Source organism: Bacteroides sp. 519 (genome assembly GCF_010500955.1).
In the GTDB taxonomy this organism is placed as follows: domain Bacteria; phylum Bacteroidota; class Bacteroidia; order Bacteroidales; family Bacteroidaceae; genus Bacteroides.
This window is the reverse complement of sequence record NZ_QVMJ01000002.1, coordinates 103120-127567: the sequence shown is the minus strand read 5'-3', so window position 1 is coordinate 127567 and position 24448 is coordinate 103120. Positions and strand designations below refer to the sequence as shown.

The following is a 24448-nucleotide window of genomic DNA, read 5'->3' as shown; positions in this document are numbered from 1 at the left end:
GTAAAACGACCAAAAATTACTTTCTTAAACAATAATTAAAGTCTTTAGTAAATTAAGTATCTGCGGAATAAGTGGAGTTTTGTTATCATTTACAATAACATAGTCGGCCATTTTTCTTTTTTCTTCATCATCCATTTGCGACTTAATACGTTGTATAACAGCCTCTTTGTTTGCCGAATCTCTTTTCATTGCACGTTCAACACGAATGTCGAGAGGGGCATAAACCATAACAATCTTATCAACTTCGTTAGCAAATCCTGCTTCGATAAGAATAGCTGCTTCCATGGCAATAACCGGATGGGCGGATAACCTTTTTGCCCAATGACGAAAATCTTCCTTTACCTGCGGATGAATAATTCCATTAATTATGTGGGCATGCTCCCGATTGCCGAACAGGTAATTTGCCAACAAAGGCTTATTTAATTCGTTGTTAATATAAATATCTTTTCCAAGTAAAGATGTAAGCTGGCTGCGTATGTTAGCATCACTAACTGTTAATCTTTTAGCTTCAATATCAGATATATATACAGGTACACCCATATTATTCAGAAGCTTTGAAACAATAGTCTTTCCGCTTCCTATACCGCCGGTAATACCTAGTTTAATGCTCATTATTTTGATACCTGTTCAATTAGGAAGTCAATTTGTGGAGGAGTTATGCGGATAACGCTTAACCCTTCGGGCAGATTATTCAACTCAACAGTATATTTATCAGTTCCCAGTTGAATAAGGTCTTTGTAGGAGATATTAATTGATAGGAAATCGCCGGTAACCTCTTTATACCGACTGATACCAAGTTTGAAAGTAACCTGTACTTTCGAAGGAAAAGTCCGGAGTACTTTATCGGCTGGGAAATTAATTCCATAAATAGGTACTTCTACAGTTTTTTCTGTATATATATCCACCGGTAAGGTAAGTTTGGTTGTGTTTGGAAGAAATTTGGCTCCATGTATCGAAATAAGCGGTGCATCTGTTTTCAGTGTATCTGATATATCTTCCAGAAACACCTCTTCTATATAAGCAGCTTTAATTGTATCTAATATAGAAGATGGAGCATATACTATAACCGAATCAGGCGAAAAAATAGTATCGGTAATATAATACTCTCTTCCTGCAACAGCCCTACCGTTGAATTTTACAGGTACCGATTTAGCAATTCCTGTTGCGTAAATATATTCAAGTGTATCCGGATTTATTGATAACAGCCGGGTCGATGCATTTAATTGCCGTTGTATCTCTCTCTCGTATTCGGGCGCCAACACACGTACGCGGTTGTTTGTGCCACGGTAATCATTGTAATCAAGAGTAACAGGAAAGAAATTTTTGCTTAATCTATAGTTTAATAATACTGTACCTTTATCTTTTACTTTTATGTGCAGTTCTGATGTGGGTTCGGAGGTTATTACTATATTGTCGGGTACATTTTTCAGTTGCACAGGAACAGTAATTTCTGTTTCGTATTCATCATTAAGGGTCTGTAGTAACCAGAAGGCCCCGGCTACAAAGAAGAAAAACAGAAAAATTAAAAACTCCCTGCCTTTTGTACTTTCCAGGGAGTCCTTAATGTTTTGATATACATTTCTAAGTGTATATATAACTTTCCTACGATCAATCATAGGGACATATTTTTATTATTTTCCAGCTGGTGTTGAGGGTGTGTCGGTACTAGCTAAAATTGAGCTTTTTTCAATCTTAATACGAACATTGTCAGCTATTTCAAGAATAACAAAATCTTCTTTTATATCTTTAATCTTTCCATGAATGCCACCGGCAGTTACTACTTTTTGGTTAACTTCGAGTGATTTACGGAAATTTGCGATTTCTTTTTGCTTCTTGTTTTGTGGACGAATCATGAAGAAATACATAATTGCAAACATCGCAATTAACATTATCCACATCATACTTCCTCCTCCTGGAGCAGGTTGTGCACCTGTTTGTAAAAGTACCGTTAATAGATTCATAATTTTAAATTTTAAATTAATTTTTTGTTAGTTTGCCTTCTTTTTTGAGCTGATTTACAATACCATCTAAGGTGCCATTTATAAAGCCACCGCTTTTTGCTGTGCTATAAAGCTTTGCTATCTCAACATACTCATTTAACGAAACGCTAATCGGAATGTTTGGAAAACTCAGGATTTCGGCCAAGGCACATTGCATAATAACAACATCCATAAATGCAATTCTGTCCAGATCCCAGTTTTTAGTATTTTCAGCAATCAGGTGTCGGTAATAATCCGAGTTCAGGATAGATCGACGGAATAACCGGCGAGCAAATTCTTTATCTTCATCGTCTTTAAATTCGGGTAACAAAGGTTGGTTTGCTCCTTTTTTCTGTTCAAATTTCTTTATTGTTTTAAGCACAAAGGTATCAACAATCTCTTTATCGTCGTTCCAATATAAACTCTGATCTTCTAAAAGTTGGTCGAGCGATTCGTTATTAAAGATTATAGTTTTATATAGCTTTCTCCAAAGTTCTCTGTCGTCGGCATAGCTAGATTCCGGCGAATCCATATATTCTTTATATATATCGGAGTCGATAATCTTTTCGTAGGTTTCTTTTATAAAGTCTTGGTTGTTATCCCAACTTTTCTTTTGATTGGTAATAAACTCGTCCAGTTGCTTATTAACTTCCAGTTGCGCAATGAACTTGTTTTCGATAAATTTCATGTTGGGAGATAACTCTTCTTTAGTGGGTGCGAGTTTAGCCTTTGCCGTTTCGATGCGTTTTTGGGCATAATTTGTGATGGTAATCATCAACATGAGTAAATAGTTGTAGAGGTCGTAGGCTTTCGAGAGGCTGAAGAATAATTCTTTTTCTGCAGAATCCAGATTTTTACTTCCATTTTGATAGTAAGCATACACTATTTGTATGATCTTAAGACGAATAAGAACTCGGTTAATCATAATCCTGAATAAAACTGTTATAATCTGGCACAAAAGTAGGTATTTTAAATGATTTTCAAGGAATAAATCACATTTTTTATGTCACATTTTCAATATCTTTCTTTTTTCTTTTGACAGTTTAAAAAAAATATCCAAATTTGAGGCCGATTTATCAAACAAACCAATCGATATGGAAGATTTTAAGAAGAAAAATGGAATAGACGCAGCTGATAAAGAAATCGTGTTTTCCAAATCAATTAAGGCCGGCAAGCGTATTTATTACCTGGATGTGAAAAAAAACCGCAAGGATGAATTGTTTTTGGCCATCACCGAAAGCAAGAAAATAGTGTCGGGCGAAGGAGAAACATCACAGGTAAGCTTTGAAAAACACAAGATTTTTTTGTATAAAGAAGACTTTGAGAAATTTGTGAACGGGTTAAATGAAACAATTGCTTTTATTTCAGAAAAACAGCCAATGAGTAATGATTTCAGGGAAAAAGAACAAGAAGCATTGGCAGTTGCACTTGCCGGGGTAGAAAGTGAAAGCGTTTTGAAAAACGAAATAGATATTGATATAGATTTTGAATAGAATCAAGAATAAAGTAGTAAGAATTAAGAAGTAAGAATTATACGCGTTTTAACTACTAGCTACTAACTTCTAACTACTAACTACTAAAAAAACTTTGATAATATAAAAGAAAGCGGTACCTTTGTGCCGCTTTTTTGCAACATGGCGATGAATACCGCATCGTGTGATGGTGAATTAAGCAAAACTTAATTTAGAGTAACACAAAAAATTAAAAAATGAAATCAATTGAAGTTAAAGGAACTGCAAGAACTATTGCAGAACGTTCTTCGGAACAAGCAAGAGCATTGAAATCTATCCGTAAAGAGAAAAGTGTACCTTGTGTAATTTATGGTGGAAAAGAAAATATCCACTTCACTGTAACAAACGATAATCTTCGTAACCTTATTTACACTCCGGATATTTATCTTGTAAACTTGGATATTGATGGCAAAAAAATAACTGCTATCCTTAAAGATATTCAGTTCCACCCAGTGAAAGATACTATTTTGCATGTAGACTTCCTTGAAGTTTTCGATAATAAACCAATCGTAATTGAAGTACCTGTTAAATTAGAAGGTTTGGCAGAAGGTGTGAAAGCAGGGGGTAAATTAACACTGCAATCGCGTAAGCTAAAAGTAAAAGCTTTATATGCTCACGTTCCTGAACAATTAACTGTTAATGTAGCAAGCTTGGGCTTAGGTAAATCAATTCAAGTTAAAGAACTTTCTTTCGATAACCTGGAACTTTTGAATGCTAAAGACAGTGTAGTATGTACAGTTAAGTTGACTCGTGCTGCTAGAGGTCTTGCTGCTGCCGCTGCCGCTGCTAAGAAATAATAGTATAGAATTTAGAATTAAGTAGTAAGAAATAAGTATCTATGCAGATTATGCTAGATGGAATTATTACTGACTTTTTAATTCTGACTCTTTAAAAAAATATGAAATACTTGATTGTTGGATTGGGTAATATTGGTCCGGAGTACCATGAAACCCGTCACAATATAGGATTTATGGTATTGGACGCCCTTGCAAAGGCGTCCAATATTGTTTTTAGCGATAAACGTTATGGCTTTGTTGCCGATATGCCTTTAAAAGGCCGACGGCTAATTTTGCTGAAACCATCAACGTTTATGAACCTCAGTGGAAACGCTGTACGCTATTATATGCAAAAGGAGCAAATACCTTTAGAAAATGTATTAGTTATTGTAGATGATATAGCTTTGCCTTTTGGACGGTTACAACTAAAACCCAGAGGTAGTGATGCCGGACATAACGGCTTGAAACACATCGCTGCAATTTTAGGAACACAAGAATATTCCCGGTTGCGTTTTGGTATTGGGAGTGATTATCCGAGAGGTTTTCAGGTGCAATATGTATTGAGCCCTTTTGAAATAGAAGAACAGAAGTCAATGCCCGAACGTTTGGAAACTGCTGGCGAAATTATCAAGAGTTTCTGTTTGGCAGGGATTGATATAACAATGAATAAGTATAACAAGAAATAGTATTGAGTTATGAGTTATGAGTTTTGAGTTGCCATGCGGCATCGTAAACTCATAACTCATAACTCAATACTCATAACTCAATACTTTTATGGAAGCAAGAATAGATAAATGGCTATGGGCAGCACGTATTTTTAAAACCCGTACAATAGCTGCCGAAGCTTGCAAGAAAGGACGAATATCTCTTAACGGTATGCAGGTAAAGCCTGCACGTATGATAAAAGTAGATGATATAATTCAAGTTAAAAAGCCACCTATTACCTATTCATTTAAAGTACTTCAAGCTATTGAGAAGAGGGTAGGAGCAAAGCTTGTTCCTGAAGTAATGGAAAATGTTACTCCTCCCGATCAATACGAATTACTAGAAATGAGTAAAGTAAGCGGATTTGTAGATCGTGCCCGTGGAATGGGACGTCCTACTAAAAAAGATCGCAGGGAACTCGAAGATTTTACATCTCCGGAATTTATGGATGATTTTAACTTCGAATTCGACTTTGAGGAGTAAGTAATGAGTAATGAGTAATGAGTTATGAGTTTTGAGTAATGAGTTTTGAGTTGCCCTGCGGCATCGTAACTCAAAACTCACCACTCACTACTCAAAACTCACTACTCATTACTCACAACTCACTACTTATTTTTTCGATCATCTCTTGGTATTCTGTGTCGGTAAGATAAACTTTACCGGGATTCATTTGGAAGGTGCCACCATAATCAGGACCATCTACATATTTAGGCACAAGATGAAAATGAAGGTGTGACAGCTTGTCCGAATATGCTCCATAGTTTATCTTTTCCGGATTGAAGACCTTGCTCATAGCACGTGTAACCTTAACCACATCTGCCATAAATGCATTACGATCATCGTCGCTAAGTTCATTTAAATCGTTTACATGTTCATTGTAAGCAACCAGGCAGCGGCCGTAATAAGTTTGTTCTTTAAAGATAAATACTCTTGAAACATTAAGTTTAGCAACTTCAATCATCAGATTGTGAAGATTGTCATTATTCTGACAATATAGGCATTCTTTCGGATCACTTTTCATAATACTTGTTTTTTAAATAATTGTGGAACAAAGATATCTTTTTATTGCAGACAATGGTGTGTAATTTTTGTTCATTTTAGGCAAAAGATTATTCTTTCAACTGCCGTTCTGTCACTTTTAGTCGGTTCCGACTGTCAATACCCCACTTTTTTTATAAAATTAATTGTTGGCACAAGGTTTGTTTTTCTATGGTCGTCTGTATGAACTTAAATAAAAACCAAGTGTTATTTAATACAGACACAATTCGGAATTTAAATAAAACAAAATAATAAATATAAAGAAAAATTATGGGAAAAATAATTGGAATTGACTTAGGAACTACAAACTCTTGTGTTTCTGTATTCGAAGGTAACGAACCTGTAGTTATTGCCAATAGCGAAGGTAAACGTACAACTCCTTCAATCGTAGCTTTTGTGGATGGTGGCGAACGTAAAGTAGGTGATCCTGCTAAACGTCAGGCTATTACTAATCCAACCAGAACAATCTTTTCTATCAAACGTTTCATGGGCGAAAACTGGCAACAGGTACAAAAAGAAGTATCCCGTGTTCCTTACAAGGTAGTAGAACAAAATAACATGCCTCGTGTAGATATCGACGGACGTTTATATACTCCACAAGAAATTTCTGCAATGATTCTTCAAAAAATGAAGAAAACTGCCGAAGATTATCTTGGACAGGAAGTTACAGAAGCAGTAATTACTGTACCTGCATACTTCTCCGATTCACAGCGTCAGGCAACAAAAGAAGCCGGTCAGATTGCCGGATTGGAAGTAAAACGTATTGTAAACGAACCAACAGCAGCAGCTTTGGCTTATGGTCTTGATAAAGCCCATAAAGATATGAAGATTGCTGTATTCGACCTTGGTGGTGGTACATTCGATATTTCTATTCTTGAATTTGGTGGCGGTGTGTTCGAAGTTCTTTCTACTAATGGTGATACTCACCTTGGTGGTGACGACTTTGACCAGGTGATTATCAACTGGTTGGCAGAAGAATTCAAAAACGACGAAGGTGCTGATCTAACTAAAGATCCTATGGCATTGCAACGTTTGAAAGAAGCTGCCGAAAAAGCTAAGATTGAGCTTTCTTCTTCAACAACAACAGAAATCAACTTGCCATACATTATGCCGGTTGACGGTGTGCCAAAGCACTTGGTTAAAACATTAACTCGTGCAAAATTCGAATCATTGTCTCACAGTTTGATTCAGGCTTGTCTTGAACCATGTAAAAAAGCAATGAGCGATGCTGGATTAGGCAACTCAGATATCGACGAAGTTATTCTTGTAGGTGGTTCTTCACGTATACCTGCTGTACAGAAATTAGTTGAAGATTTCTTTGGTAAAGCTCCTTCAAAAGGTGTAAATCCAGACGAAGTGGTTGCAGTTGGTGCTGCCGTTCAGGGTGCTGTTTTAACAGACGAAATTAAAGGTGTAGTTCTTCTTGATGTTACTCCACTTTCAATGGGTATTGAAACTTTGGGTGGTGTAATGACTAAGATGATTGATGCTAACACTACAATTCCTGCTCGTAAAACTGAAACATTCTCAACTGCTGCCGATAATCAGTCGGAGGTAACAATTCATGTTCTTCAGGGTGAGCGTCCGATGGCAAGCCAGAATAAATCAATTGGTCAGTTCAACTTATCAGGTATTGCTCCGGCACGTCGTGGTGTTCCTCAAATTGAAGTTGCTTTCGATATTGATGCCAATGGTATCTTGAAAGTATCGGCAAAAGATAAAGCTACTGGTAAAGAACAAACAATTCGTATCGAAGCTTCAAGCGGTTTAAGCAAAGAAGAAATCGAAAAGATGAAAGCCGAAGCCGAAGCAAATGCCGAAGCAGATAAGAAAGAACGCGAAAAAATTGATAAGCTGAATCAAGCTGATAGCGTGATATTCCAAACAGAAACTCAATTGAATGAACTGGGTGATAAATTATCAGCTGACAAAAAAGCTCCGATTGAAGCTGCTTTGAATAAACTGAAAGATGCTCATAAAGCTCAGGATATTGCTGCTGTTGATACTGCTATGGCAGAGGTAAATGCTGCATTTCAAGCTGCAAGTGCTGAAATGTATGCACAAAGCGGTGCTCAAGGTGGTGCACAAGCAGGTCCGGATATGAATGCTGGCGCTCAAGGTGGAAGTACAGGTGCTAATGAGGGCGAGAATATTCAGGATGCGGATTTCGAAGAAGTCAAATAAGGTGGGTAATTATCGATAAGTAACGATAGCTATAAATAAATAAATGGGGTGTAACTCAATGAGTTATGCCCCATTTTCTGTTTTATATATTTTGTTATATGTATTGTTATATTCGCATATTTCGCTTATATTTGTACCTTATTTGTATCTGTACGAAAAGAGTGATAATATTGTACAATATGATACGTATCTCCAGATATGTGCATAATTAGACTAAAGTAATGATGATATGGCCAAAGCTAAATTTCAAATAGAAAGACGTTGTGAGGTGTGCGGAATGCCATTTCTTGCAAAGACGATAGAGTCCAGGTATTGCTGCAATAAGTGTACTCAGAAAGCTTATAAACGCCGTAAAGCGGAAGTGTTGAAGAATGAAGTCTTAAGCAAAATAGCAGAGAATGTAGATGATGCACGTGAGTATATTACGGTCAAAGAAGCTATGGCTATATATTTGGTTGGAAGAACATCCCTTTACCAATATATACGTAGTGGAAAGATACCGAGCATTAATTTAGGAAAGCATCTTATTAGGATTAGACGACAAGAATTAGATGAGTGTTTTCCTAAGCGGAATTTTGCAAACAATGATGTAAAGCGATTACCGAAACTTTATAATATGGAGCCGGAAAATTGCTATACTATTGGTGAGATTGCAGAGAAGTTCCATATGGATGATAGTACCGTTTATCTGCATATTCGCAAGTATAGCATTCCTACTCGTCAGATAGGAAACTATGTATATGTGCCAAAATCTGAAATTGATGACTTATATAAATAATGTAGGATATGAAAAAAGCATTTGATCACACTCGTGTTTCTGTCAAGCTTCGTAAGTCTGCGAACTATGAAGTGTGGCATCTGTATCTTGAAGCTTACCCCGTGTATGAACAAGGTAGCAAAAAGCCTGCACGTATTCGTGAATATATCAATCGATCCATATCTACTCCTTTATGGAATAAAAGCAGGAAAGCTCGTACTGGTTCTGACGGTACAGTTTCTTATAAACCGAAGCGTGATGTGAATGGTATTATTCAGTGTAAGTCAAACGTAGACCAGCAAACTTGTGTATATGCTGACAAAATCAGAGATATCCGCCAAAGAGAATATGACAATGCTTTTCTTTTTACAGACGCTGAAGCTGCTCAGGCGGAACAAAACGAACGTTTTCAGTGTAACTTCATCGAGTATTTTAAACAAGAAAGTACTCGGCGACACAAGACGAGCTCTGAATCCATTGTCGTAAACTGGGAAAGGGTTTATGAACTGCTTAAGATTTTTATCCAAGGTGATGCTATACTTTTTGCCCAAATGGATATTCATTTGATTGAAGAATTCAAAAGATTCCTTATCACTGCACCACAGGGTGGAAATAAGAGTGGAATCATTTCTTTAAATACGGCTTCTACTTACTTTTCTATTTTTAAAGCTGCCTTGAAACAGGCGTTTGTTGATGGTTATCTGACGATAGATTTGGCATCTAAGTCAAAAGGTATAAGAGGGCAAGAAAGTCGACGCGAATACTTGACGGCAGAGGAATTGAATAGGCTGGCGATTACTCCGTGTGATAAGCTTGTTATGAAACGAGCTGCACTGTTTTCTGCACTTACCGGTCTTCGCCATTGCGATATTCAAAAACTGAAATGGGAAGAAATACAAAAAGATGGTGAAGAGTATAGGTTGAATTTTACGCAACAGAAGACTAAAGGTGTGGAATATATGCCGATATCAGAACAGGCTTATAAATTATGTGGTGAGCCACGAAAGCCGGAGTATCTGGTCTTCTCAGATTTGCCGGATCCGTCCTGGATTTCCAGACCTTTGAAACAATGGATCAAATCTGCTGGTATCACAAGGAACATTACTTTTCATTGCTTTCGACATACTTATGCTACTTTGCAATTGGCAGGAGGCACAGATATTTATACACTCAGTAAGATGTTGGGGCATACTAATGTGAAAACTACTCAGATTTACGGTAAGGTTGTTGACGAAAAGAAAAACAAAGCAACAGAGGCAATCCATTTAAATGTGGATGTAGATAAAATAAAAGACTGAAGAATATAGATTTTAATTTAAAATAGAGCCATTCATACTTAAAGTTGTGAATGGCTTTTTTTATTAGCTTTTTCTATCCTTGTTTATCTATCGTGATAATGAAAATACGATGAAAGGCTAATGGCGGCTTATGATATAAATCATTATAGTGCGCCATTAATAGATTTAACATTTTAAATATTCGTTGGATATTAATGTTTTAAAAAAAATAGAGGTGATGATTCGAATATGCTAACGATGTTGGTATTAATCAGTAGCAAATCAGCATTACTCTTTTGTGTTCTTTTGCGGTGAAATCAAGATAATCAACGATAATTATAGCAATGAAAATCTATACAGTCATGGATGAAGAAGATATTAAATTTGAGGATTTGCCAAGAGCAATATCATGGATGATGAACAAACTAACAGAACTGAGTCAGAAAATTGACGGCATGAGGAATCAGCATGTGACTCCAACTCAAGAGTCGGACAAGTGGCTTAATTTGCAAGACTTGTGTGCCTATCTACCTAATCATCCAGCTGAGCAGACGGTATATGGATGGACCAGTACAATGAAAATTCCTTTTCATAAAAACGGGAAGCATATTCGATTTCTTAAATCAGAGATTGATGCATGGCTTTTGGGCGATAAGAATAAATCGGATAAAGAACTTAATGAAGATGTGAAGCAGTATATTCTGTCTAAAAAAATAGCAAAGAAGTCATTATATAATAAAGGAAACCCCTGATAGTATGCTTGATAATAGCTAAGTATCAATGTTGATCTTGTAATCTTTATTTGATAGTGTTTTAATTTTGCCCTTCGTAACCGGTCACCATATAACAAAGATTAAATCAATTAAAAAATAACAACAGATGGAACAAATAGAACCAATGAGAGATCCAGATTCTATAAATATGATTCAGCTTAGGCTTACAGAACGTGTAAAGCAATTGGAGGATATAATAGGACAACTGGGTTCCATAGAGATTCTTCTAAAACGGATAAAATATATAGAGGATCACCTTTTTATGACAAAGGAAATTCTTTCATTGAATGAAGCCAGTGACTTTCTTAATGCTTCCAAAAGTCAACTTTATAAGTTGACCAGGACCTTGGCTATACCTCACTATAAACCAGGTGGAAAGGCTATCTATTTTTATAGGAGTGAGCTTCTGGAATGGGTAAAACAGAATCCTGCCAAGGTAACGGTAAACAAAGGGATATGAATAGATAAAGAATTTATTTTTTAACAGTTTATCAATGAGCAGTGTGCATTATACAAACGATATAGAACAAATACATGAGTCCTTAATAATGGTGGTATCTTACTTACCATATCTATTGATGGGTGTGCTTTTGCTGATTATCGGCTCGCTTTTATTTCATCTTTATGAAATGAATTTTTCTAAAGAAGAAAATGTATTTCGTTTTATAAGATCATTTTTGGGAGATTGTATATTCCTGATGCTGGTATTGATGCTTTTATTATTCCTTTATTAATGGCATAATCAAAAAAAAGAATTTAAGTAGTAGCAATGAAAAAGAAAAATGTGGAAGAGGTCGGAGATTCTACTGTATGCTCCACCTGCTTATTAAAGCTAAGTTATATTATTACACGAATGGAAAAAATAGAGAATGCTCTCTATTGCATTAAAGATACACTCAATTTTAAGGAAGCGCGTGAGTATCTTTCCTTGTCTAATAGCCAGCTTTACAAGTTGACAAGAAGTGGTGGCATACCCTATTATAAACCAACGGGAAAGCTGATTTATTTCAGTAAACAGGAGCTGGATGAATGGATGTGTCAGAACCCTTTAGAAAATGGAAGCGAGGAAGAAGGCGTAATGGACTTCAAAACATAAATAAGAGATGAACACATGGATTATATTATTCTAACTGAATCTCTGATAGAGTTAAAGGTCGGATATAATGCAATTAAAAATAAACGATTGATTCAAAAAGAAAAGGCTGCAAAATATGATTGAGAACAAAAAGATAAGTTTGGGTGAAGATATAGACGAAAGTGCCTTTGAGCAGATTTTGGAGTTTATCCGACTCAGAGTAACAGATGTTTATGCTTACCCACCGGAGATAGTACAAGTAGATGGTATTACCATTGCTACGCTAGGAAACTTCAGTGCATCGACCGGAAAACCGAAGAGCAAGAAAACTTTCAACGTGTCGGCTATTGTGGCTTCTGCACTGTCTGGTGAAGAGGTGCTACGCTACAAGGCAATTTTACCGAAAGAAAAGCATAAAGTTCTATATGTAGATACAGAACAGAGCAAGTGTCATTGTCACAAGGTATTGGAACGGATACTGACTTTGGCCGGAATGCCTACTGATCGTGAGAATGAACGACTGGAGTTTTTTATGTTACGAGAGTATTCACCCAAACACAGAAGGCAGATCATTAACCTTGCACTGGATACAGACCCAAATATCGGGTTCGTGGTGATTGATGGGATTCGTGATCTCATGTACGACATCAACAATCCCAGTGAGTCGGTAGAACTTATCAATGACCTGATGCGGTGGTCTAGTATGCATGACTTGCATATCCATACGGTGCTGCATCTTAATAAAGGTGATGATAATACCCGTGGGCACATAGGAACAGAACTGAATAATAAGGCTGAAACAATACTCCAAGTTACGAAAAGTCCATTTGACAGCAGTATAAGTCAAGTAAAGGCCATGCATATCCGGGAGAAAGAATTTACTCCGTTCGCATTTAAAATCAATAGTGAAGCATTGCCGGAATTAGTAGATAATTATGCGTTTGAGACGGAACGCAAACCTCTCTTTGAAGTATTGACGGAAGAGCAGCATGTGAGTGCATTGGAAAGTGTGTTTTCGGAAGGGGTAATTGTCGGGTATGAGAATATGCTCAAAGCTCTGCAAAAAGGTTATGAGACTATTGGTTATAAACGAGGACGGAATGTGTGCGTGGAGCTGAACAAATTCCTGATGGGGAAAGGGGTAATAACCAAAAAGGATAAGACTTACTCTTACGACCCTAAAGCCTTTGAGAATGAGGGGTGAATATCGAATAGAAACAAGTTTAGTTTACTCCGGGGCTATATATGATAAATCAATGTCGAACCGCTTAAATTCCAAAGGAAGATATGAATATCGCTCAAATAAAACAGATTGACCTGGTGGACTATCTGAGAGCCATTGGCTTTTCATCCACAAAAGAGTCGGCTAAGTCGGCATGGTATCATGCCCCTTATCGGGAAGACAGAACACCGTCATTCAAAGTCAATAAAGATAAAAATCTATGGTATGACTTTGGAACGGCTCAAAGTGGTGATATCATTGATTTGGCAGAACTGCTCTACAAATCAAAAGATGTGTCCCGGCTGCTCAAACTTATAGAGAATGCGGCGCCGGCACTGGCTCCCCGTATACGAACACCAATATCTCAGTATGGAGAACGGCTAACAGATCAGTTCAGAAATGTAAAAGTGGTGGACTTGAATCATGGAGCATTGAAATCATACCTGCAATCTCGCAGTATCAATCTGGATATTGGAGAACGCGAATGTAAGGAAATCCATTATACCTGTAATAAAAAAGGATATTTTGCTGTTGCTTTTCCGAATATAGCCGGTGGCTATGAAATCCGTAATCCTTATTTTAAAGGATGTATTGCACCCAAAGATATATCCATCATCCGAAAATTGGAGAGGTCAAGAGGTGGCTATTGTTGCCTGTTTGAAGGTTTTATGGATTATCTTTCCTATCTGACTTTAGTAAAACTGGGAAGAATAGCTGAAGGCAGCGAATCTATGGATTATATAGTTCTGAACTCGGTAAGCAATGTCAGCAGGGTCATCGAACCAATCAAAAAATATGAAGTCATTCATTGTTATCTTGATAATGATGATGCCGGAAGACGGGTTGTGGATACTTTGCAGGAATTGTTGGGTGGTAAAGTATGCGATATATTTGCAGCGTATCCGCTCTATAAGGATCTGAATGACTTCTTACGGGATAAGAAGAAATTTCCATAATAGTAGTAATATATGGATATTATTTATTTAATTTGCAATTAAATAGTAATATTATACCATATATGAATAATACAAACTATATTACCAACCAAGATATTATGCTACTTTTAGCGAAACGCATAAAGGAGTACAGGCTTGCTGCGCGGATGAGCCAAAAGGAAATGGCGGAGAAATCCGGTGTGAGCCTTGCTACAATAAGCCATTTTGAACAGGGTGTCAATCAGAACATGACCCTGAATAATTTCATATCACTGTTGCGGATAATCGGCATGGAGCAACGTATAAGTGATTTACTGCCTGAGTTGCCCATGCCGCCAATGGCACTAAAAAAAATAAACAAACTCATTCCCAAAAGAGTAAGGAGGAACGATAATGATACAAAATCTTGATGTGTTTTTATGGAATCGGAAAGTGGGTACATTAGTAGCCTATAAGGAGAGATATACAGAAAAGGTAAGCTTCTATTTCGACAGTGACTTTATAAAGGGTGGTTATGATATCGCTCCATTGAAAGCCCCAATAAATGGTGTATCCGCTCAACATGGGCTGCCTGTTTATGGAGAGGATGATAAAATCTTTGGTGGTTTGCCCTCTTTTATAGCCGATTCACTACCTGATCATTGGGGAAATAGAGTATTCAATGAATGGGCCAAAGTGCATCATATAAAATCTCGTGACCTGTCATCACTTGACCGCCTGGCATACATCGGTAGGCGAGGAATGGGGGCTCTGGAGTTTATACCTCCTGCCGCTGAAGAAATGGAGAAGCCGTTCAAAGTAGAGATTGCCGACTTGTACAGGCTTGCCTGTGCCGCCTTGAACGAGGCTAAGGATTTTAAGGCAGAGATGCAACCTGACTTGATGATTGAAAGCCTGTTCAAGGTGGGGACATCTGCCGGCGGTCGTAGGGCAAAAGCGATCATTCATGTGAATACGGAAACTAATGAGTGTTATTCGGGACAGGTAAGTGCCCCCGCACCTGGTTTTACCCCGATGATTATCAAGTTTGATGAGCATCTTGATCTGCCGACAACACGTATTGAATACAGTTATTATCTGATGGCCCAGGACGCAGGGGTGAAAATGATGCCATCGATGCTTGTTGAGGGTGAAAAGGAAGTACATTTTCTTACCGAGCGGTTTGACCGTAAGGGAAATGAGAAAATTCATATCCAGACTTTGGCAGCAATGAAACCGACAGCGGACAGTTATGAGTCTCTGTTTGACACTGCTGGTCGTATCGGCATCGTACCGGCGGAAATGCAGCAGTTATTCCTGTCCATGGCCATGAATGTGCTTGGAGGGAATGTGGATGACCACAATAAAAATTTCAGCTTTATGATGGGGCAAGACGGAGTATGGCATATTACTCCCACGTATGATTTCACATTTTCGGTCGATCCGTCTGCACCGGGATATGTAAACCGTCATTGCATGACCATAAACAACAAAAACTCTAGTATTGAACGTGGTGATTTGCTTGAGGTAGCTAAAAAATACAATATAAAAAGTGCCGATTCCCTCATAGAAAAGGCAATCAGTGTTGTCAGCGACTACCCGCGATATGCACAACTGGCGGGGATTGATGGCTATTGGAGCCACCAAATAAAAGAGGAAGTAAATTATCGCATTGAGGTATTATCAGGAATGTCGTGACAGAGATACCATCGATGAAGTTCCTTAGCAAATAAAGGGTAAAATACGGCGGCCAGCCAATTTATTGAACAAGACCAACTACTTTTATGGAAAAAAATCGGAATAATTTTCACGTGTTTTTTAATTGTTCAAAGAGAAGTGCTATTTCTTTAGTGAAATAATTCAATATAAGCTTGATATAGATTAGAATGCAATAATATATTGCACCATCAATTTGTGGTTTTCATTAATAGATGAATTAAAAAAATGAGAGAACTATCTATCGTAAAAGATATTTCTGTAATTTTGGAACTAGATAGACCGTGTATTATCGAATTCAAATAAAATGTAATGATTGGTTTAGTAAGTTTAGTAGTATCTGTAGTCGCAATTTTATTCATATATTTCATACGAAAGCCTGAGATCTTTGAAGAAAAGTCTCCATGGATATGGAAAAATATTGGCAAACCGATATTTAACTATTTATTTGTCATCAGTGTACGCAAAGTGACACTTGCTTTTCTTGGTGTCATTGCTACAATTTGTGCAGGTTGGCCAATCACTAAATTAACAGTTGGTCTATCAAAAGAAGATAAAGACAGTGGTTTATGGACTGCATTGGAGTTCGAATACGGAGCTTTGGATTGGTTTGTCGTTTCGTTGGTGGTGCTTATTGTGCTTATGTACGCCTTATATATGCGGTATGAAGGTAAACTGCTGAATCCAAGTAGCGAGCAGCTGAGGGAAATTAGTGATACTACTGAAAGGACTGATAAAAAACTGGATGTAGTTTTGAAACGTATGACAAATAAGGACACGATAGACATTGTCAAAGAACTAGCACCTGCAATCAATAGTCTACACGTAAATACAGCTTATAGATTACTGGAAAAATTAAGGGTTGTTGTTACAAAAGAGAGCTATCCTGACCTTCCTTTGCTTGCTACTATTGATTATTTTATGGGTAACTGTAAGCGTTATGTTGATAGTAAGAAAGCACTGGAACATTATGAGATAGCTTACCAAGCCGCAGAAAGAGCAAACTATTTTGATTGTGATATTGTTGCAGGTCAGATTTATGTTTATTGCAAAAATAGGAATAAAGACAAGGCTTTGGAATTAGCTGAGAGTATTAAACTAAGGGATTCTAATAATGTTTGGGTGTGGGTCCCTACACTCGTTTTTGCGATTGATATAAATGAATCTTTGCAGAATGTACCAGAGAATGTAAAATCTGGAGACAATCTTATTGCTATAGTCAGTATGCTTGACAATGATATATTTAAGGAAATGCCCGTTAATCCAGATACTCATCCTATTAAAATATTGGACAATCTTACGATTGATAATATTCCTGTGTGGGTTTTCTACTTGAGCATCTCGTTGACACGTTTTCTAAAGCAATGGGTTTATAAACCTGCTGGCATCAATAATACTCCATTTAAGGAATCAGAGGATTTGTATGCCATGTCAGAAAAATATTATGAACTGCTTCATAAAACTGAATTGAATGATGTGCTTCCAGATTTGAGGTTTACTCATGCACTGGTGGCATATATCCATGATAATTCTATTTCATGGATTAATGAAATCAAAAACTGTACTTATACACCAGGCCAGAAAGATTTCTATTATCTGGCAGTTGCATCTATGCTAATGAGTGCCAACAGGGAACCTGAGGCTATAACATTTCTTGCTGCTTATGGTGCAGATGTCAGTGCATCTGTACTTCAACAGAGGTTTTCTTTAGCGTTAAAAGCGCAAAATAGCGATGATTTTATGGCAATTTTTCAAGACGCTTGCCAATACAATGTTGCATTCGACGATGATAACTTGAATTATGTACTTTCCTCAATTCAGTATTTTACTGAAGTTGCATCACCACACATTTCTCAGTTGAATATTGTAAATGTTGTGACTAAAAATGTGGTTTTGGAAATACTGGCTTTCTTTGAAGGCAAGCAGATCGATATCGAATACATTAAAATTCATGAGGGTGAACTTCATGATATTTTAAAGCCTTATGTCTCGCTTATCTATGAAAAATACATAGGCATTGATGATGCTATTAGAGTGATAGAGCCCATTGTTGATATGAATTATTATGATATAAGAACTCATGTTTATGTTCAATTGTTGCGAAAGGATAAAAAAAATGGAAGTAAATTATATGATTTTTGTAAACAATTACGTTTGAACAAAATTGAGACATCTGATACACTGAACATAGAACTTGGAATGGCAGAATCATTGCAAGATTTTGAACGTGCATTGCAGATTACAACGCTTTGTATTGATAAAAACCCTAAAAATGGCATTCTGATAGAGCATCATTTAATGGCATTGTATAGATGCAAAAAATATGATGATGTGGAGAAGTTCTTTGACAGACTTAAAGATGTAGATTTCCCCGAAACAGCTATTAGTAATATTACCAATACTTATCACTTCATCAATCGACCAGACCTGGCTGTTGAGTTCCTATATCAACAAATTCACAGGAATCCTACACAGCCTCTGCATGACCTTTTTTATCAATTTTCCGTTCAGAAATCATTAGGTGATATCATTCATCAACAATACGATGTCGTTACCCTAAATAGTTATGTGATGCTAGATGTGGATGGTCAAGAACAATATGATGATATCCTCTTAGGTTCTTATCTTGAAGATTTAGTTGGTAAGCATCCTGGTGAGACTATAGAACTGCACCATTTTCGTCGTATTAGTATTGTGACCGTAAAAGCCATTTTCAACAAGTACCATAAGTTGTGGATGGATTGTATGAAGGAAATCTCAGAGAATAGGAGTAAGACGATTAAGTCATTCACGATTGATGATCTAACTGGTGGTGATGGGATATTTGCTAACCTCAAAGAATTGTCGGGTCAACGTGATGGTTATGTTTCCGAAATGGAAGAAGCTAAAATCAATTATCAGAATGGTTCTATAACATTGTATAATTTTATTGGAGAGCATCAAATAATGAGTGATTTGTATGATAAATTATTTGGTGATTTCACAATCTGTATGATTCCACGGAAGGTTGTTGCTCAGCACATTGCCGCATGCAATTACAATATGAAAGATGTACAACCTGTACTTGAGCTAAGTTCATTGTTGATGATGCATGAGATTCATAAACAGTTCAATCTTTCGTTCACTAAACGCTTTATCTTAGCGAAGAGCATTGCGGTAGCGATTGATGATTCAATAATGAAGGAGTTAAAAGGTATGCCCACTTTTTTTAGTCAGAAACTATATGATATACTTGTGATAGAACAACATGAAGAAGAACCTGAGATTTCTCCTTTGGTTGCAAAACTCAAGATGGTGAAGCAGTGGATTGCTGACTATTGTGATATAGAGAATTGTGAGGAAATACTGAATCAAGATTTGTCGAAAATTGGTACGCAGTTACAGCGAATGTTTTTAGAGTCTACAATGATAGCCAATCAACCAAATCGTATTCTGATTACGGAGGATTGGACCATTTCGATGATTAATTTCAATGCATATAAGGCAGTAAGTTGCAATAACTGGCTATACTTTATGGATTACGAGGAAATGGAAAAAATTGATGTATTCTTTGCAGATTTAAACTATTTTGGTTGTGAAATGACAGCAGAATACATATGTGATCAATACCACAAGAACAGCCGTAAAGAACCAAATCATCTGCAGAACTGTTATCTGAACATAGAGAAGAATAAGTTGAATACCTACAATGTATTAAATGCAGGTCTTAGACTTCTCGACGGAATTACAGAACCAGGAGTGAACATATTTACCATGAACTTGTTTTCGCTCATGTTTAAGAATATGAATTATACTCAGGCACAGAGAGTTCTCTCCATGGCTTTTCGTATATCTAATGATACAGTATATAGACAATGTCTAGTGGATGCATATAAGATAACACATCCGTTGATAATGTAAAATTCGAATTATTCATCGACAAACTAATGTATATGTTTTCTTTACAGTAATCACGAACTTCATCTTAATCAGCTATGTATAGATGTTTTTTGCCGTTTTATTTAATTTCTTGCTGTTTGCAAGATTTTTGAAAACAATTAATCCGGCTATCAGACAATTACCTTACCATATCTTTTTCCGGAATGGACCATAAAAGAAGCCGAGCGGAAAAATCCGTCTCGTGCTTATGTTCCTGTTTCCTCGTTTTTTATATCCCATTGAGAAATATACCAAGTGTCATAGTATTTGTCTCCTAATAAGCTGAACCTGCCTGTCTGCCCTGTTTGATCTGCGTATTGTTTCGCTTCCAAGATAGAGGAAAACTCTCCTAACTTTTTGAAACCGATAAATAGCTTGTATTTATCACTGTTTTCCCTGTGATTTTTTACTTCTTCCTGTAACATTACATGTAATTTTTGATAATTATCTTTCTTTTCTTCTAACTTGCTGTATGCTTTTTGTAATTGCTCATCCGTTTCTATATTGAAAAACAGATTATTGCACTTATTATAGTCGATATATCGGGCAATAGCTCTTTCGACTTTGGTTATCTGTGCCTTTGCCGAAGCGACTTTTCCCAATATAAAGTCAAAACCCGTATGTAAGCCTGTTCGCTTGTCGTAATAGCAAAACAATAGGTCTATGTTCTTTCGTGGGTGCTTGCATATTAACTTAGCCTTTCGCCAGTTGACCAGCCACCGCCAACGGTCTAACATGTCACGGGGTATATCTATCGTATGAAGAACTTCCCGACTTCTGTCGGGGTTGCGGATTTCAAAGGAGATATATACCCAATGCTCAATTTTCAGTTCCCGTTCTGCTTTTGCAAGGTCTTTCGCATACTGCATCCAATCGTCCATTCTTTCCTGTGCCATGATGTTATCTATTAACCATTGTAAATTTGTTGTGTTTCGCTACCGTCATTCTTGCTGCATTGAAGATTTTATGCGAGAATAGATTAGCAACGATATTGTTTCGTATTGATATTTCTGTTCTTGTTTTCATAATCACGACCTTTTTTTATGCGGTGAATGAGTTGAGCGACTGACTTGTTTCGTGAGCTTTGCAAAGTAGAGGCGTTTTGCAGGAGCAATTTTTTTGGAAGAATACTACCCAAAGGCGTGGAGATTGTGATATGAAAAATTTGTTCAGATCAGCAAAACCCGATTTTACCTTTGCGCACGCAACAAGTTCGCCAGCTGCATCAACTTATTCTACTTTTTCGCATGAAGGGAGTGACGGCTATTGGAAACAGGATAAAGAAATAGGAACAGATGTTATGCTTCTAACTTCTAAAACAAACTTTCCTCCGAAGGGCTTGTTGCTACGCTAAGGAGAAGGCAGCGACTATTTTAATATCATTAGATACTAAAAAAGCGGATTGCTCCGCTTTAAAAAAAAGTTTCCGGTTCATTTATGAGTTCAGGAATACGTAACCATCATCGAACCAATAGTCGGTTATAAACAAATCTCGGGCGAACTTTTCATAGTCGAAGTAGGTTTTCGCAAATTCCGGCAGGTCGTAGCATTCTTCAACGACTTCATACGCATAATCTTCTTCATCCTTGTATGCGCCCTGAAAGTCATCTTCGAAAGAGGAAATCAGGTCATTTATGTCTTTAGAGCTAAGATCGTAGCTTTCGTGGTTAAGCCAGACCTCGAATGGTGCTTTTTTATCTTCGTCCATATCTTCTATGGCTTCGATAATTTCAAATATGTTATCGGACAGCCAGCTTTCACCAATCAGCCTGGAAGGTATATATTCCCAATCCTGAAACATCAATTCAGGGTCTTGTTCGTCCTTGTGTAACTCGCGGCAGGCCTCGTAAAATTCTTCTTTATCGGAATAATCTGAAAGGTCTAACCACTTACCGAAGATTGAACCTTCATTATACTTAGCGTAAGTTCCTACATAAATCCGTGCTTCTGATATATTTTCCATAACCTTAATTTTTAATCGGCATCTGCCGGGTTGATTTTTTATTCAGGTGCATTTCCGGTGTAGGGATTAGGTTTGTCAAGTATTCACGGACAAAATACTACCCTGAATTTATACGGAGTGGAGATTTTTTCGGGAACCTGCAAGGCTTGTGCTTTACTACCCGTGAAGATTCCGTAAACACCTTTGCACCATGATAGAAAATAACCAGTCAGGCAGTTGTCGTATGTGTTAAGGAGGAAAATTTAAAATGCTGGATTTTTAATGCTTACGCCTATTAGTGAAGGTGTTTATTTTATGAGTGGTTGCCTGTAGTAACTGGTAAGGAAGGTAAAGAGTGCTTCCCCTTCAACCGGGCGAAAGGAAGAATCGTTAATCGTATAAGATTGGAAATACCACCCGGCTTATGAGAATAATGCCGCTAATTATTGTAAATACGAATTTTATATAGGGACGAAAAGCTTATCTTTCCAGGCAATAAATGAATTGATATGGAAATCAAATTAAGATTGGGCGATGTATAAAACTAAACGGTCGTTTATATACTTATGGTCGAAATCTCTAAATCTGTCAATATCAGACTTGAATTACTTCTCATTTTCAATCGTAGCATTGCGATGATACCCGTGTCGAATAAAAGAATCTACGAAAATGAGCTCCTTATACCATTCACCCATTTCATTTTTTTTATTCTGTAGCCTAAAGAAACCTCTAACAAAAATATCATTATCATTGACTATTTTTCTAAACCATCGGGAATCCATGATGATCACTTCCTGCCCACTTTCATTTTTGATTTTTTCTTTAACCTTATATCCATGAACAGTATCATCAATCTTAGTAATCGTCCCAGTTGGCACAACTATCGTTTCAACCTTTACGTATTTCTTAACGGCCAGGAAAATCATTAGTTTGTTCGCTAGTGTGGCATACATTTCTTTTCTCCCCTCTTTATCGCCAGCGAAAAGCTGGTCATCATCTGTCAGGGTTGGCCATGTGAAAATTTTCCGTGTATTATCCTCTGCTGACTCTACATAAAAATACATATTTAATTTGCTTTCCCCTCTATCTTGCCTAAACAGCCAAACATATAATGTGTCCTTTCCGAAACCATACACTATGGTTCCGCAATCCTTCGATAGAAGAATACCACATACATTGTTGTTGTAGAACTCCTGAAAAAGCTGATGGTCAATAGTGAAAAATGACTTTGCACTTTTCTCCATAACCTTCTCAAATGAAGGCATAATCAGTTCAGGCAAACCCCAAGCAGGATTGCTTTTACGAACATCTGTAAGAACACCCATGCCATTGGCCAGATACTCGAAGTGTACTTTGTTATCTACCATTGGCACGCCCAATTTATTCTCATCCAAGACGCTATTTCTATCTAATAGCCATGATATTACAGGCTGTTTACGAATTATCATGATTTCAATATAGGGGTATTCGGTTTGACTATTTTAAACAAATTTCGGAAATAAAAGTAGGATATTTTTTTATCATATCAAAATGATAGCAGACGTTTTCTGGAACCTGTGTTAACAGCCCATTTTCTTAAGCCAGTTGGATAGATTTGGGGGTTGTCTTTTGTTTGAGTATGATTTTAGGTATGATTATTACTTGAAATTAGAATACAGGTTAAAAATGAAAGCTTTCCAAATAGATTCTGATTTTCCTGCCATTTTTCATCATTCATTTGCACCCGAAATCAAACAAAAACAGATTAATAACATGAGTCCATTTGTAATATTTGCCATTGTGCTGACCATAGCATACATCATCTACTATGGCGTAAACATCAGTCGGGACCTGTACGGTAAAAAGGGACAGGAGAATGAAACGGAAGAGATTTTCGATGTGAGTAATATGGCGCAGATTGAAGAACCAATTCCTGTAACAGAAGACGGGGACGGATTTGTCATAGGAACACCAACGAGCCTTGAAAATCTCTCGGAAGCGAATCAGATCAGGGAACACGGAGGAGAGGAAAAGGGGAATGATGATTTTTACAAGAGTGGAACAGCCACCCAAAGTGGAATGACTGAGAAAAGTAAAACTGAAGAGCAGGTTGATACTATCCGCCGGAATATGCTTGAAGGGGATATTCAGAGTGAAGTCGTCATGGATGAAAAACAGTTCGAGGACTATCTTATCAATCAGCAAGTTATCCTGTTCGATAACCAACGTCAGAACAAGGGGCTTAAAGAAGTGAAGGCTCCGGATAATAGGAAGTCTGAAAACAACGAATCGGAGATTAGAGATGCTATCTAAAATACTTAGGTCTTCTTTTGTTTTCATTGGCTTGTTTTCGGCTCAGTTCGCACTCGCCAAAAGTGGTGGTGTGGATTATAGCTGGGGGGCCGATGCATTGGCTTTGATGCACGATTATGTGGTAACGATGATGCTCTACGTGCTTTACTTAGGTTATGCTATAGCTGCCATCGTAGTGGTAATAGCAAGTTTTCAAATATACATAAAAATGAATATCGGGGAAGAAGGAGTAACGAAAGAAATACTCTTTCTGGTAGGTGCCTGTATCTTCATGATTAGTGCCTCCATCCTATTTCCTTCCTTCTTCGGATATCAGATATAAGAAACCGTTTCTAAAAAACACTCGACTGCGCAGAAGAGTAAAAACCG

Annotated in this window: 26 protein-coding genes; 17 read left to right on the top strand and 9 right to left on the bottom strand. The window is 37.1% G+C overall.

Annotation, left to right across the window (positions count from 1 at the left end; translation table 11 throughout):
- Positions 1–24: 24 nt before the first annotated feature.
- The 4 genes from coaE to nusB are packed head-to-tail and all read right to left on the bottom strand — an operon-like array spanning position 25 to position 2904.
- Positions 25–612, bottom strand: a complete 588-nt coding sequence (gene coaE / locus D0T85_RS03030; RefSeq protein ID WP_163210117.1) for a dephospho-CoA kinase — start codon at positions 610–612, stop codon at positions 25–27.
- Positions 612–1616 carry a CdaR family protein gene (locus tag D0T85_RS03025; RefSeq protein ID WP_163210115.1) on the bottom strand — a complete coding sequence of 335 codons (1005 nt, stop codon included), beginning with the start codon at positions 1614–1616 and terminating at the stop codon, positions 612–614. Before D0T85_RS03025 ends, coaE begins: the two co-directional genes overlap by 1 nt.
- A gap of 15 nt (positions 1617–1631) precedes the next feature.
- Positions 1632–1961: a preprotein translocase subunit YajC gene (yajC, locus tag D0T85_RS03020; RefSeq protein WP_163210112.1), complete on the bottom strand. Its 330-nt coding sequence runs from the start codon at positions 1959–1961 to the stop codon at positions 1632–1634.
- Between the two features lie 16 nt (positions 1962–1977).
- Positions 1978–2904 carry a transcription antitermination factor NusB gene (nusB, locus tag D0T85_RS03015; protein ID WP_163210110.1) on the bottom strand — a complete coding sequence of 309 codons (927 nt, stop codon included), beginning with the start codon at positions 2902–2904 and terminating at the stop codon, positions 1978–1980.
- Between the two features lie 169 nt (positions 2905–3073).
- Here nusB and D0T85_RS03010 point away from each other — a divergent pair, with 169 nt between their 5' ends.
- The 4 genes from D0T85_RS03010 (at position 3074) to D0T85_RS02995 (ending at position 5454) form a co-directional block, all read left to right on the top strand.
- Complete coding sequence (locus tag D0T85_RS03010) at positions 3074–3472, top strand: DUF3276 family protein (protein ID WP_163210108.1); 399 nt, start codon at positions 3074–3076, stop codon at positions 3470–3472.
- A gap of 215 nt (positions 3473–3687) precedes the next feature.
- A complete protein-coding gene (locus D0T85_RS03005) occupies positions 3688–4287 on the top strand; it encodes a 50S ribosomal protein L25/general stress protein Ctc (RefSeq protein ID WP_163210106.1) in 600 nt (199 codons plus the stop codon).
- A gap of 101 nt (positions 4288–4388) precedes the next feature.
- Positions 4389–4952, top strand: a complete 564-nt coding sequence (gene pth, locus D0T85_RS03000; protein WP_163210104.1) for an aminoacyl-tRNA hydrolase — start codon at positions 4389–4391, stop codon at positions 4950–4952.
- A gap of 88 nt (positions 4953–5040) precedes the next feature.
- Positions 5041–5454, top strand: coding sequence for an RNA-binding S4 domain-containing protein (locus D0T85_RS02995; protein ID WP_163210102.1), 414 nt, complete (start codon positions 5041–5043; stop codon positions 5452–5454).
- Positions 5455–5566: 112 nt separating this feature from the next.
- Here D0T85_RS02995 and D0T85_RS02990 read toward each other — a convergent pair whose 3' ends face one another.
- The gene (locus tag D0T85_RS02990) at positions 5567–5992 is read right to left on the bottom strand and encodes an HIT family protein (RefSeq protein ID WP_163210100.1); all 426 of its coding nucleotides are present in this window, start codon (positions 5990–5992) and stop codon (positions 5567–5569) included.
- 287 nt (positions 5993–6279) lie between these two features.
- Here D0T85_RS02990 and dnaK point away from each other — a divergent pair, with 287 nt between their 5' ends.
- From dnaK to D0T85_RS02935, 11 genes are all read left to right on the top strand, one after another.
- Positions 6280–8193, top strand: coding sequence for a molecular chaperone DnaK (gene dnaK, locus D0T85_RS02985; RefSeq protein ID WP_163210098.1), 1914 nt, complete (start codon positions 6280–6282; stop codon positions 8191–8193).
- Between the two features lie 229 nt (positions 8194–8422).
- A complete protein-coding gene (locus D0T85_RS02980) occupies positions 8423–8971 on the top strand; it encodes a helix-turn-helix domain-containing protein (RefSeq protein WP_163210096.1) in 549 nt (182 codons plus the stop codon).
- A gap of 8 nt (positions 8972–8979) precedes the next feature.
- A complete protein-coding gene (locus tag D0T85_RS02975) occupies positions 8980–10248 on the top strand; it encodes a site-specific integrase (RefSeq protein ID WP_163210094.1) in 1269 nt (422 codons plus the stop codon).
- Between the two features lie 341 nt (positions 10249–10589).
- Positions 10590–10979, top strand: a complete 390-nt coding sequence (locus D0T85_RS02970; protein ID WP_163210092.1) for a helix-turn-helix domain-containing protein — start codon at positions 10590–10592, stop codon at positions 10977–10979.
- Between the two features lie 127 nt (positions 10980–11106).
- The gene (locus D0T85_RS02965) at positions 11107–11460 is read left to right on the top strand and encodes an AlpA family transcriptional regulator (RefSeq protein WP_239060627.1); all 354 of its coding nucleotides are present in this window, start codon (positions 11107–11109) and stop codon (positions 11458–11460) included.
- Positions 11461–11769: 309 nt separating this feature from the next.
- A complete protein-coding gene (locus D0T85_RS02960; protein ID WP_163210090.1) occupies positions 11770–12096 on the top strand; it encodes a helix-turn-helix domain-containing protein in 327 nt (108 codons plus the stop codon).
- 115 nt (positions 12097–12211) lie between these two features.
- Positions 12212–13279 carry an AAA family ATPase gene (locus D0T85_RS02955; RefSeq protein WP_163210088.1) on the top strand — a complete coding sequence of 356 codons (1068 nt, stop codon included), beginning with the start codon at positions 12212–12214 and terminating at the stop codon, positions 13277–13279.
- Positions 13280–13362: 83 nt separating this feature from the next.
- Complete coding sequence (locus tag D0T85_RS02950) at positions 13363–14253, top strand: toprim domain-containing protein (protein ID WP_163210086.1); 891 nt, start codon at positions 13363–13365, stop codon at positions 14251–14253.
- Between the two features lie 62 nt (positions 14254–14315).
- Positions 14316–14642, top strand: coding sequence for a helix-turn-helix domain-containing protein (locus D0T85_RS02945; protein ID WP_163210084.1), 327 nt, complete (start codon positions 14316–14318; stop codon positions 14640–14642).
- Entirely contained in the window at positions 14626–15909 is a 1284-nt protein-coding gene (locus D0T85_RS02940; RefSeq protein ID WP_163210082.1) for a type II toxin-antitoxin system HipA family toxin, read from the top strand. Before D0T85_RS02945 ends, D0T85_RS02940 begins: the two co-directional genes overlap by 17 nt.
- Before the next feature lie 330 nt (positions 15910–16239).
- Positions 16240–19827 carry a lipopolysaccharide assembly protein LapB gene (locus tag D0T85_RS02935; protein WP_163210080.1) on the top strand — a complete coding sequence of 1196 codons (3588 nt, stop codon included), beginning with the start codon at positions 16240–16242 and terminating at the stop codon, positions 19825–19827.
- Between the two features lie 224 nt (positions 19828–20051).
- Here D0T85_RS02935 and D0T85_RS22690 read toward each other — a convergent pair whose 3' ends face one another.
- The 4 genes from D0T85_RS22690 to D0T85_RS02920 all read right to left on the bottom strand — a co-directional run bounded on the left by D0T85_RS22690 (position 20052) and on the right by D0T85_RS02920 (position 23235).
- The gene (locus tag D0T85_RS22690; RefSeq protein ID WP_163210078.1) at positions 20052–20741 is read right to left on the bottom strand and encodes a hypothetical protein; all 690 of its coding nucleotides are present in this window, start codon (positions 20739–20741) and stop codon (positions 20052–20054) included.
- 4 nt (positions 20742–20745) lie between these two features.
- A complete protein-coding gene (locus D0T85_RS22995; protein ID WP_255495682.1) occupies positions 20746–20871 on the bottom strand; it encodes a hypothetical protein in 126 nt (41 codons plus the stop codon).
- A 409-nt stretch (positions 20872–21280) separates the two neighbouring features.
- Positions 21281–21808 (bottom strand): antirestriction protein ArdA, encoded by a 528-nt coding sequence (locus tag D0T85_RS02925; RefSeq protein WP_163210076.1) that lies wholly within the window; start codon positions 21806–21808, stop codon positions 21281–21283.
- 584 nt (positions 21809–22392) lie between these two features.
- Positions 22393–23235: a hypothetical protein gene (locus D0T85_RS02920; protein WP_163210074.1), complete on the bottom strand. Its 843-nt coding sequence runs from the start codon at positions 23233–23235 to the stop codon at positions 22393–22395.
- A gap of 217 nt (positions 23236–23452) precedes the next feature.
- On the opposite strand from D0T85_RS02920, the gene D0T85_RS02915 reads away from it, so the two are divergent.
- Together D0T85_RS02915 and D0T85_RS02910 are read left to right on the top strand one after the other, a co-directional pair.
- Entirely contained in the window at positions 23453–24079 is a 627-nt protein-coding gene (locus D0T85_RS02915) for a hypothetical protein (protein WP_203558405.1), read from the top strand.
- Entirely contained in the window at positions 24069–24401 is a 333-nt protein-coding gene (locus tag D0T85_RS02910) for a DUF4134 family protein (protein WP_163210070.1), read from the top strand. Before D0T85_RS02915 ends, D0T85_RS02910 begins: the two co-directional genes overlap by 11 nt.
- Positions 24402–24448 lie beyond the last annotated feature (47 nt).

Excerpts from the sequence above, each read along its gene's own strand:
- D0T85_RS22995 (WP_255495682.1), bottom strand. The coding sequence starts at position 20,871 with ATGAAAACAAGAACAGAAATATCAATACGAAACAATATCGTTGCTAAT.
- D0T85_RS02950 (WP_163210086.1), top strand. The coding sequence starts at position 13,363 with ATGAATATCGCTCAAATAAAACAGATTGACCTGGTGGACTATCTGAGA.
- yajC (WP_163210112.1), bottom strand. The coding sequence starts at position 1,961 with ATGAATCTATTAACGGTACTTTTACAAACAGGTGCACAACCTGCTCCA.
- D0T85_RS02935 (WP_163210080.1), top strand. The coding sequence starts at position 16,240 with ATGATTGGTTTAGTAAGTTTAGTAGTATCTGTAGTCGCAATTTTATTC.
- D0T85_RS02945 (WP_163210084.1), top strand. The coding sequence starts at position 14,316 with ATGAATAATACAAACTATATTACCAACCAAGATATTATGCTACTTTTA.
- D0T85_RS02970 (WP_163210092.1), top strand. The coding sequence starts at position 10,590 with ATGGATGAAGAAGATATTAAATTTGAGGATTTGCCAAGAGCAATATCA.
- D0T85_RS02965 (WP_239060627.1), top strand. The coding sequence starts at position 11,107 with ATGGAACAAATAGAACCAATGAGAGATCCAGATTCTATAAATATGATT.
- nusB (WP_163210110.1), bottom strand. The coding sequence starts at position 2,904 with ATGATTAACCGAGTTCTTATTCGTCTTAAGATCATACAAATAGTGTAT.
- D0T85_RS03005 (WP_163210106.1), top strand. The coding sequence starts at position 3,688 with ATGAAATCAATTGAAGTTAAAGGAACTGCAAGAACTATTGCAGAACGT.
- D0T85_RS02955 (WP_163210088.1), top strand. The coding sequence starts at position 12,212 with ATGATTGAGAACAAAAAGATAAGTTTGGGTGAAGATATAGACGAAAGT.
- D0T85_RS03025 (WP_163210115.1), bottom strand. The coding sequence starts at position 1,616 with ATGATTGATCGTAGGAAAGTTATATATACACTTAGAAATGTATATCAA.
- D0T85_RS02980 (WP_163210096.1), top strand. The coding sequence starts at position 8,423 with ATGGCCAAAGCTAAATTTCAAATAGAAAGACGTTGTGAGGTGTGCGGA.
- D0T85_RS02960 (WP_163210090.1), top strand. The coding sequence starts at position 11,770 with ATGAAAAAGAAAAATGTGGAAGAGGTCGGAGATTCTACTGTATGCTCC.
- D0T85_RS02915 (WP_203558405.1), top strand. The coding sequence starts at position 23,453 with ATGAAAGCTTTCCAAATAGATTCTGATTTTCCTGCCATTTTTCATCAT.
- D0T85_RS02940 (WP_163210082.1), top strand. The coding sequence starts at position 14,626 with ATGATACAAAATCTTGATGTGTTTTTATGGAATCGGAAAGTGGGTACA.
- dnaK (WP_163210098.1), top strand. The coding sequence starts at position 6,280 with ATGGGAAAAATAATTGGAATTGACTTAGGAACTACAAACTCTTGTGTT.
- D0T85_RS02925 (WP_163210076.1), bottom strand. The coding sequence starts at position 21,808 with ATGGAAAATATATCAGAAGCACGGATTTATGTAGGAACTTACGCTAAG.
- D0T85_RS02910 (WP_163210070.1), top strand. The coding sequence starts at position 24,069 with ATGCTATCTAAAATACTTAGGTCTTCTTTTGTTTTCATTGGCTTGTTT.
- D0T85_RS02990 (WP_163210100.1), bottom strand. The coding sequence starts at position 5,992 with ATGAAAAGTGATCCGAAAGAATGCCTATATTGTCAGAATAATGACAAT.
- D0T85_RS22690 (WP_163210078.1), bottom strand. The coding sequence starts at position 20,741 with ATGGCACAGGAAAGAATGGACGATTGGATGCAGTATGCGAAAGACCTT.
- pth (WP_163210104.1), top strand. The coding sequence starts at position 4,389 with ATGAAATACTTGATTGTTGGATTGGGTAATATTGGTCCGGAGTACCAT.
- D0T85_RS02975 (WP_163210094.1), top strand. The coding sequence starts at position 8,980 with ATGAAAAAAGCATTTGATCACACTCGTGTTTCTGTCAAGCTTCGTAAG.
- D0T85_RS02995 (WP_163210102.1), top strand. The coding sequence starts at position 5,041 with ATGGAAGCAAGAATAGATAAATGGCTATGGGCAGCACGTATTTTTAAA.
- D0T85_RS03010 (WP_163210108.1), top strand. The coding sequence starts at position 3,074 with ATGGAAGATTTTAAGAAGAAAAATGGAATAGACGCAGCTGATAAAGAA.
- coaE (WP_163210117.1), bottom strand. The coding sequence starts at position 612 with ATGAGCATTAAACTAGGTATTACCGGCGGTATAGGAAGCGGAAAGACT.
- D0T85_RS02920 (WP_163210074.1), bottom strand. The coding sequence starts at position 23,235 with ATGATAATTCGTAAACAGCCTGTAATATCATGGCTATTAGATAGAAAT.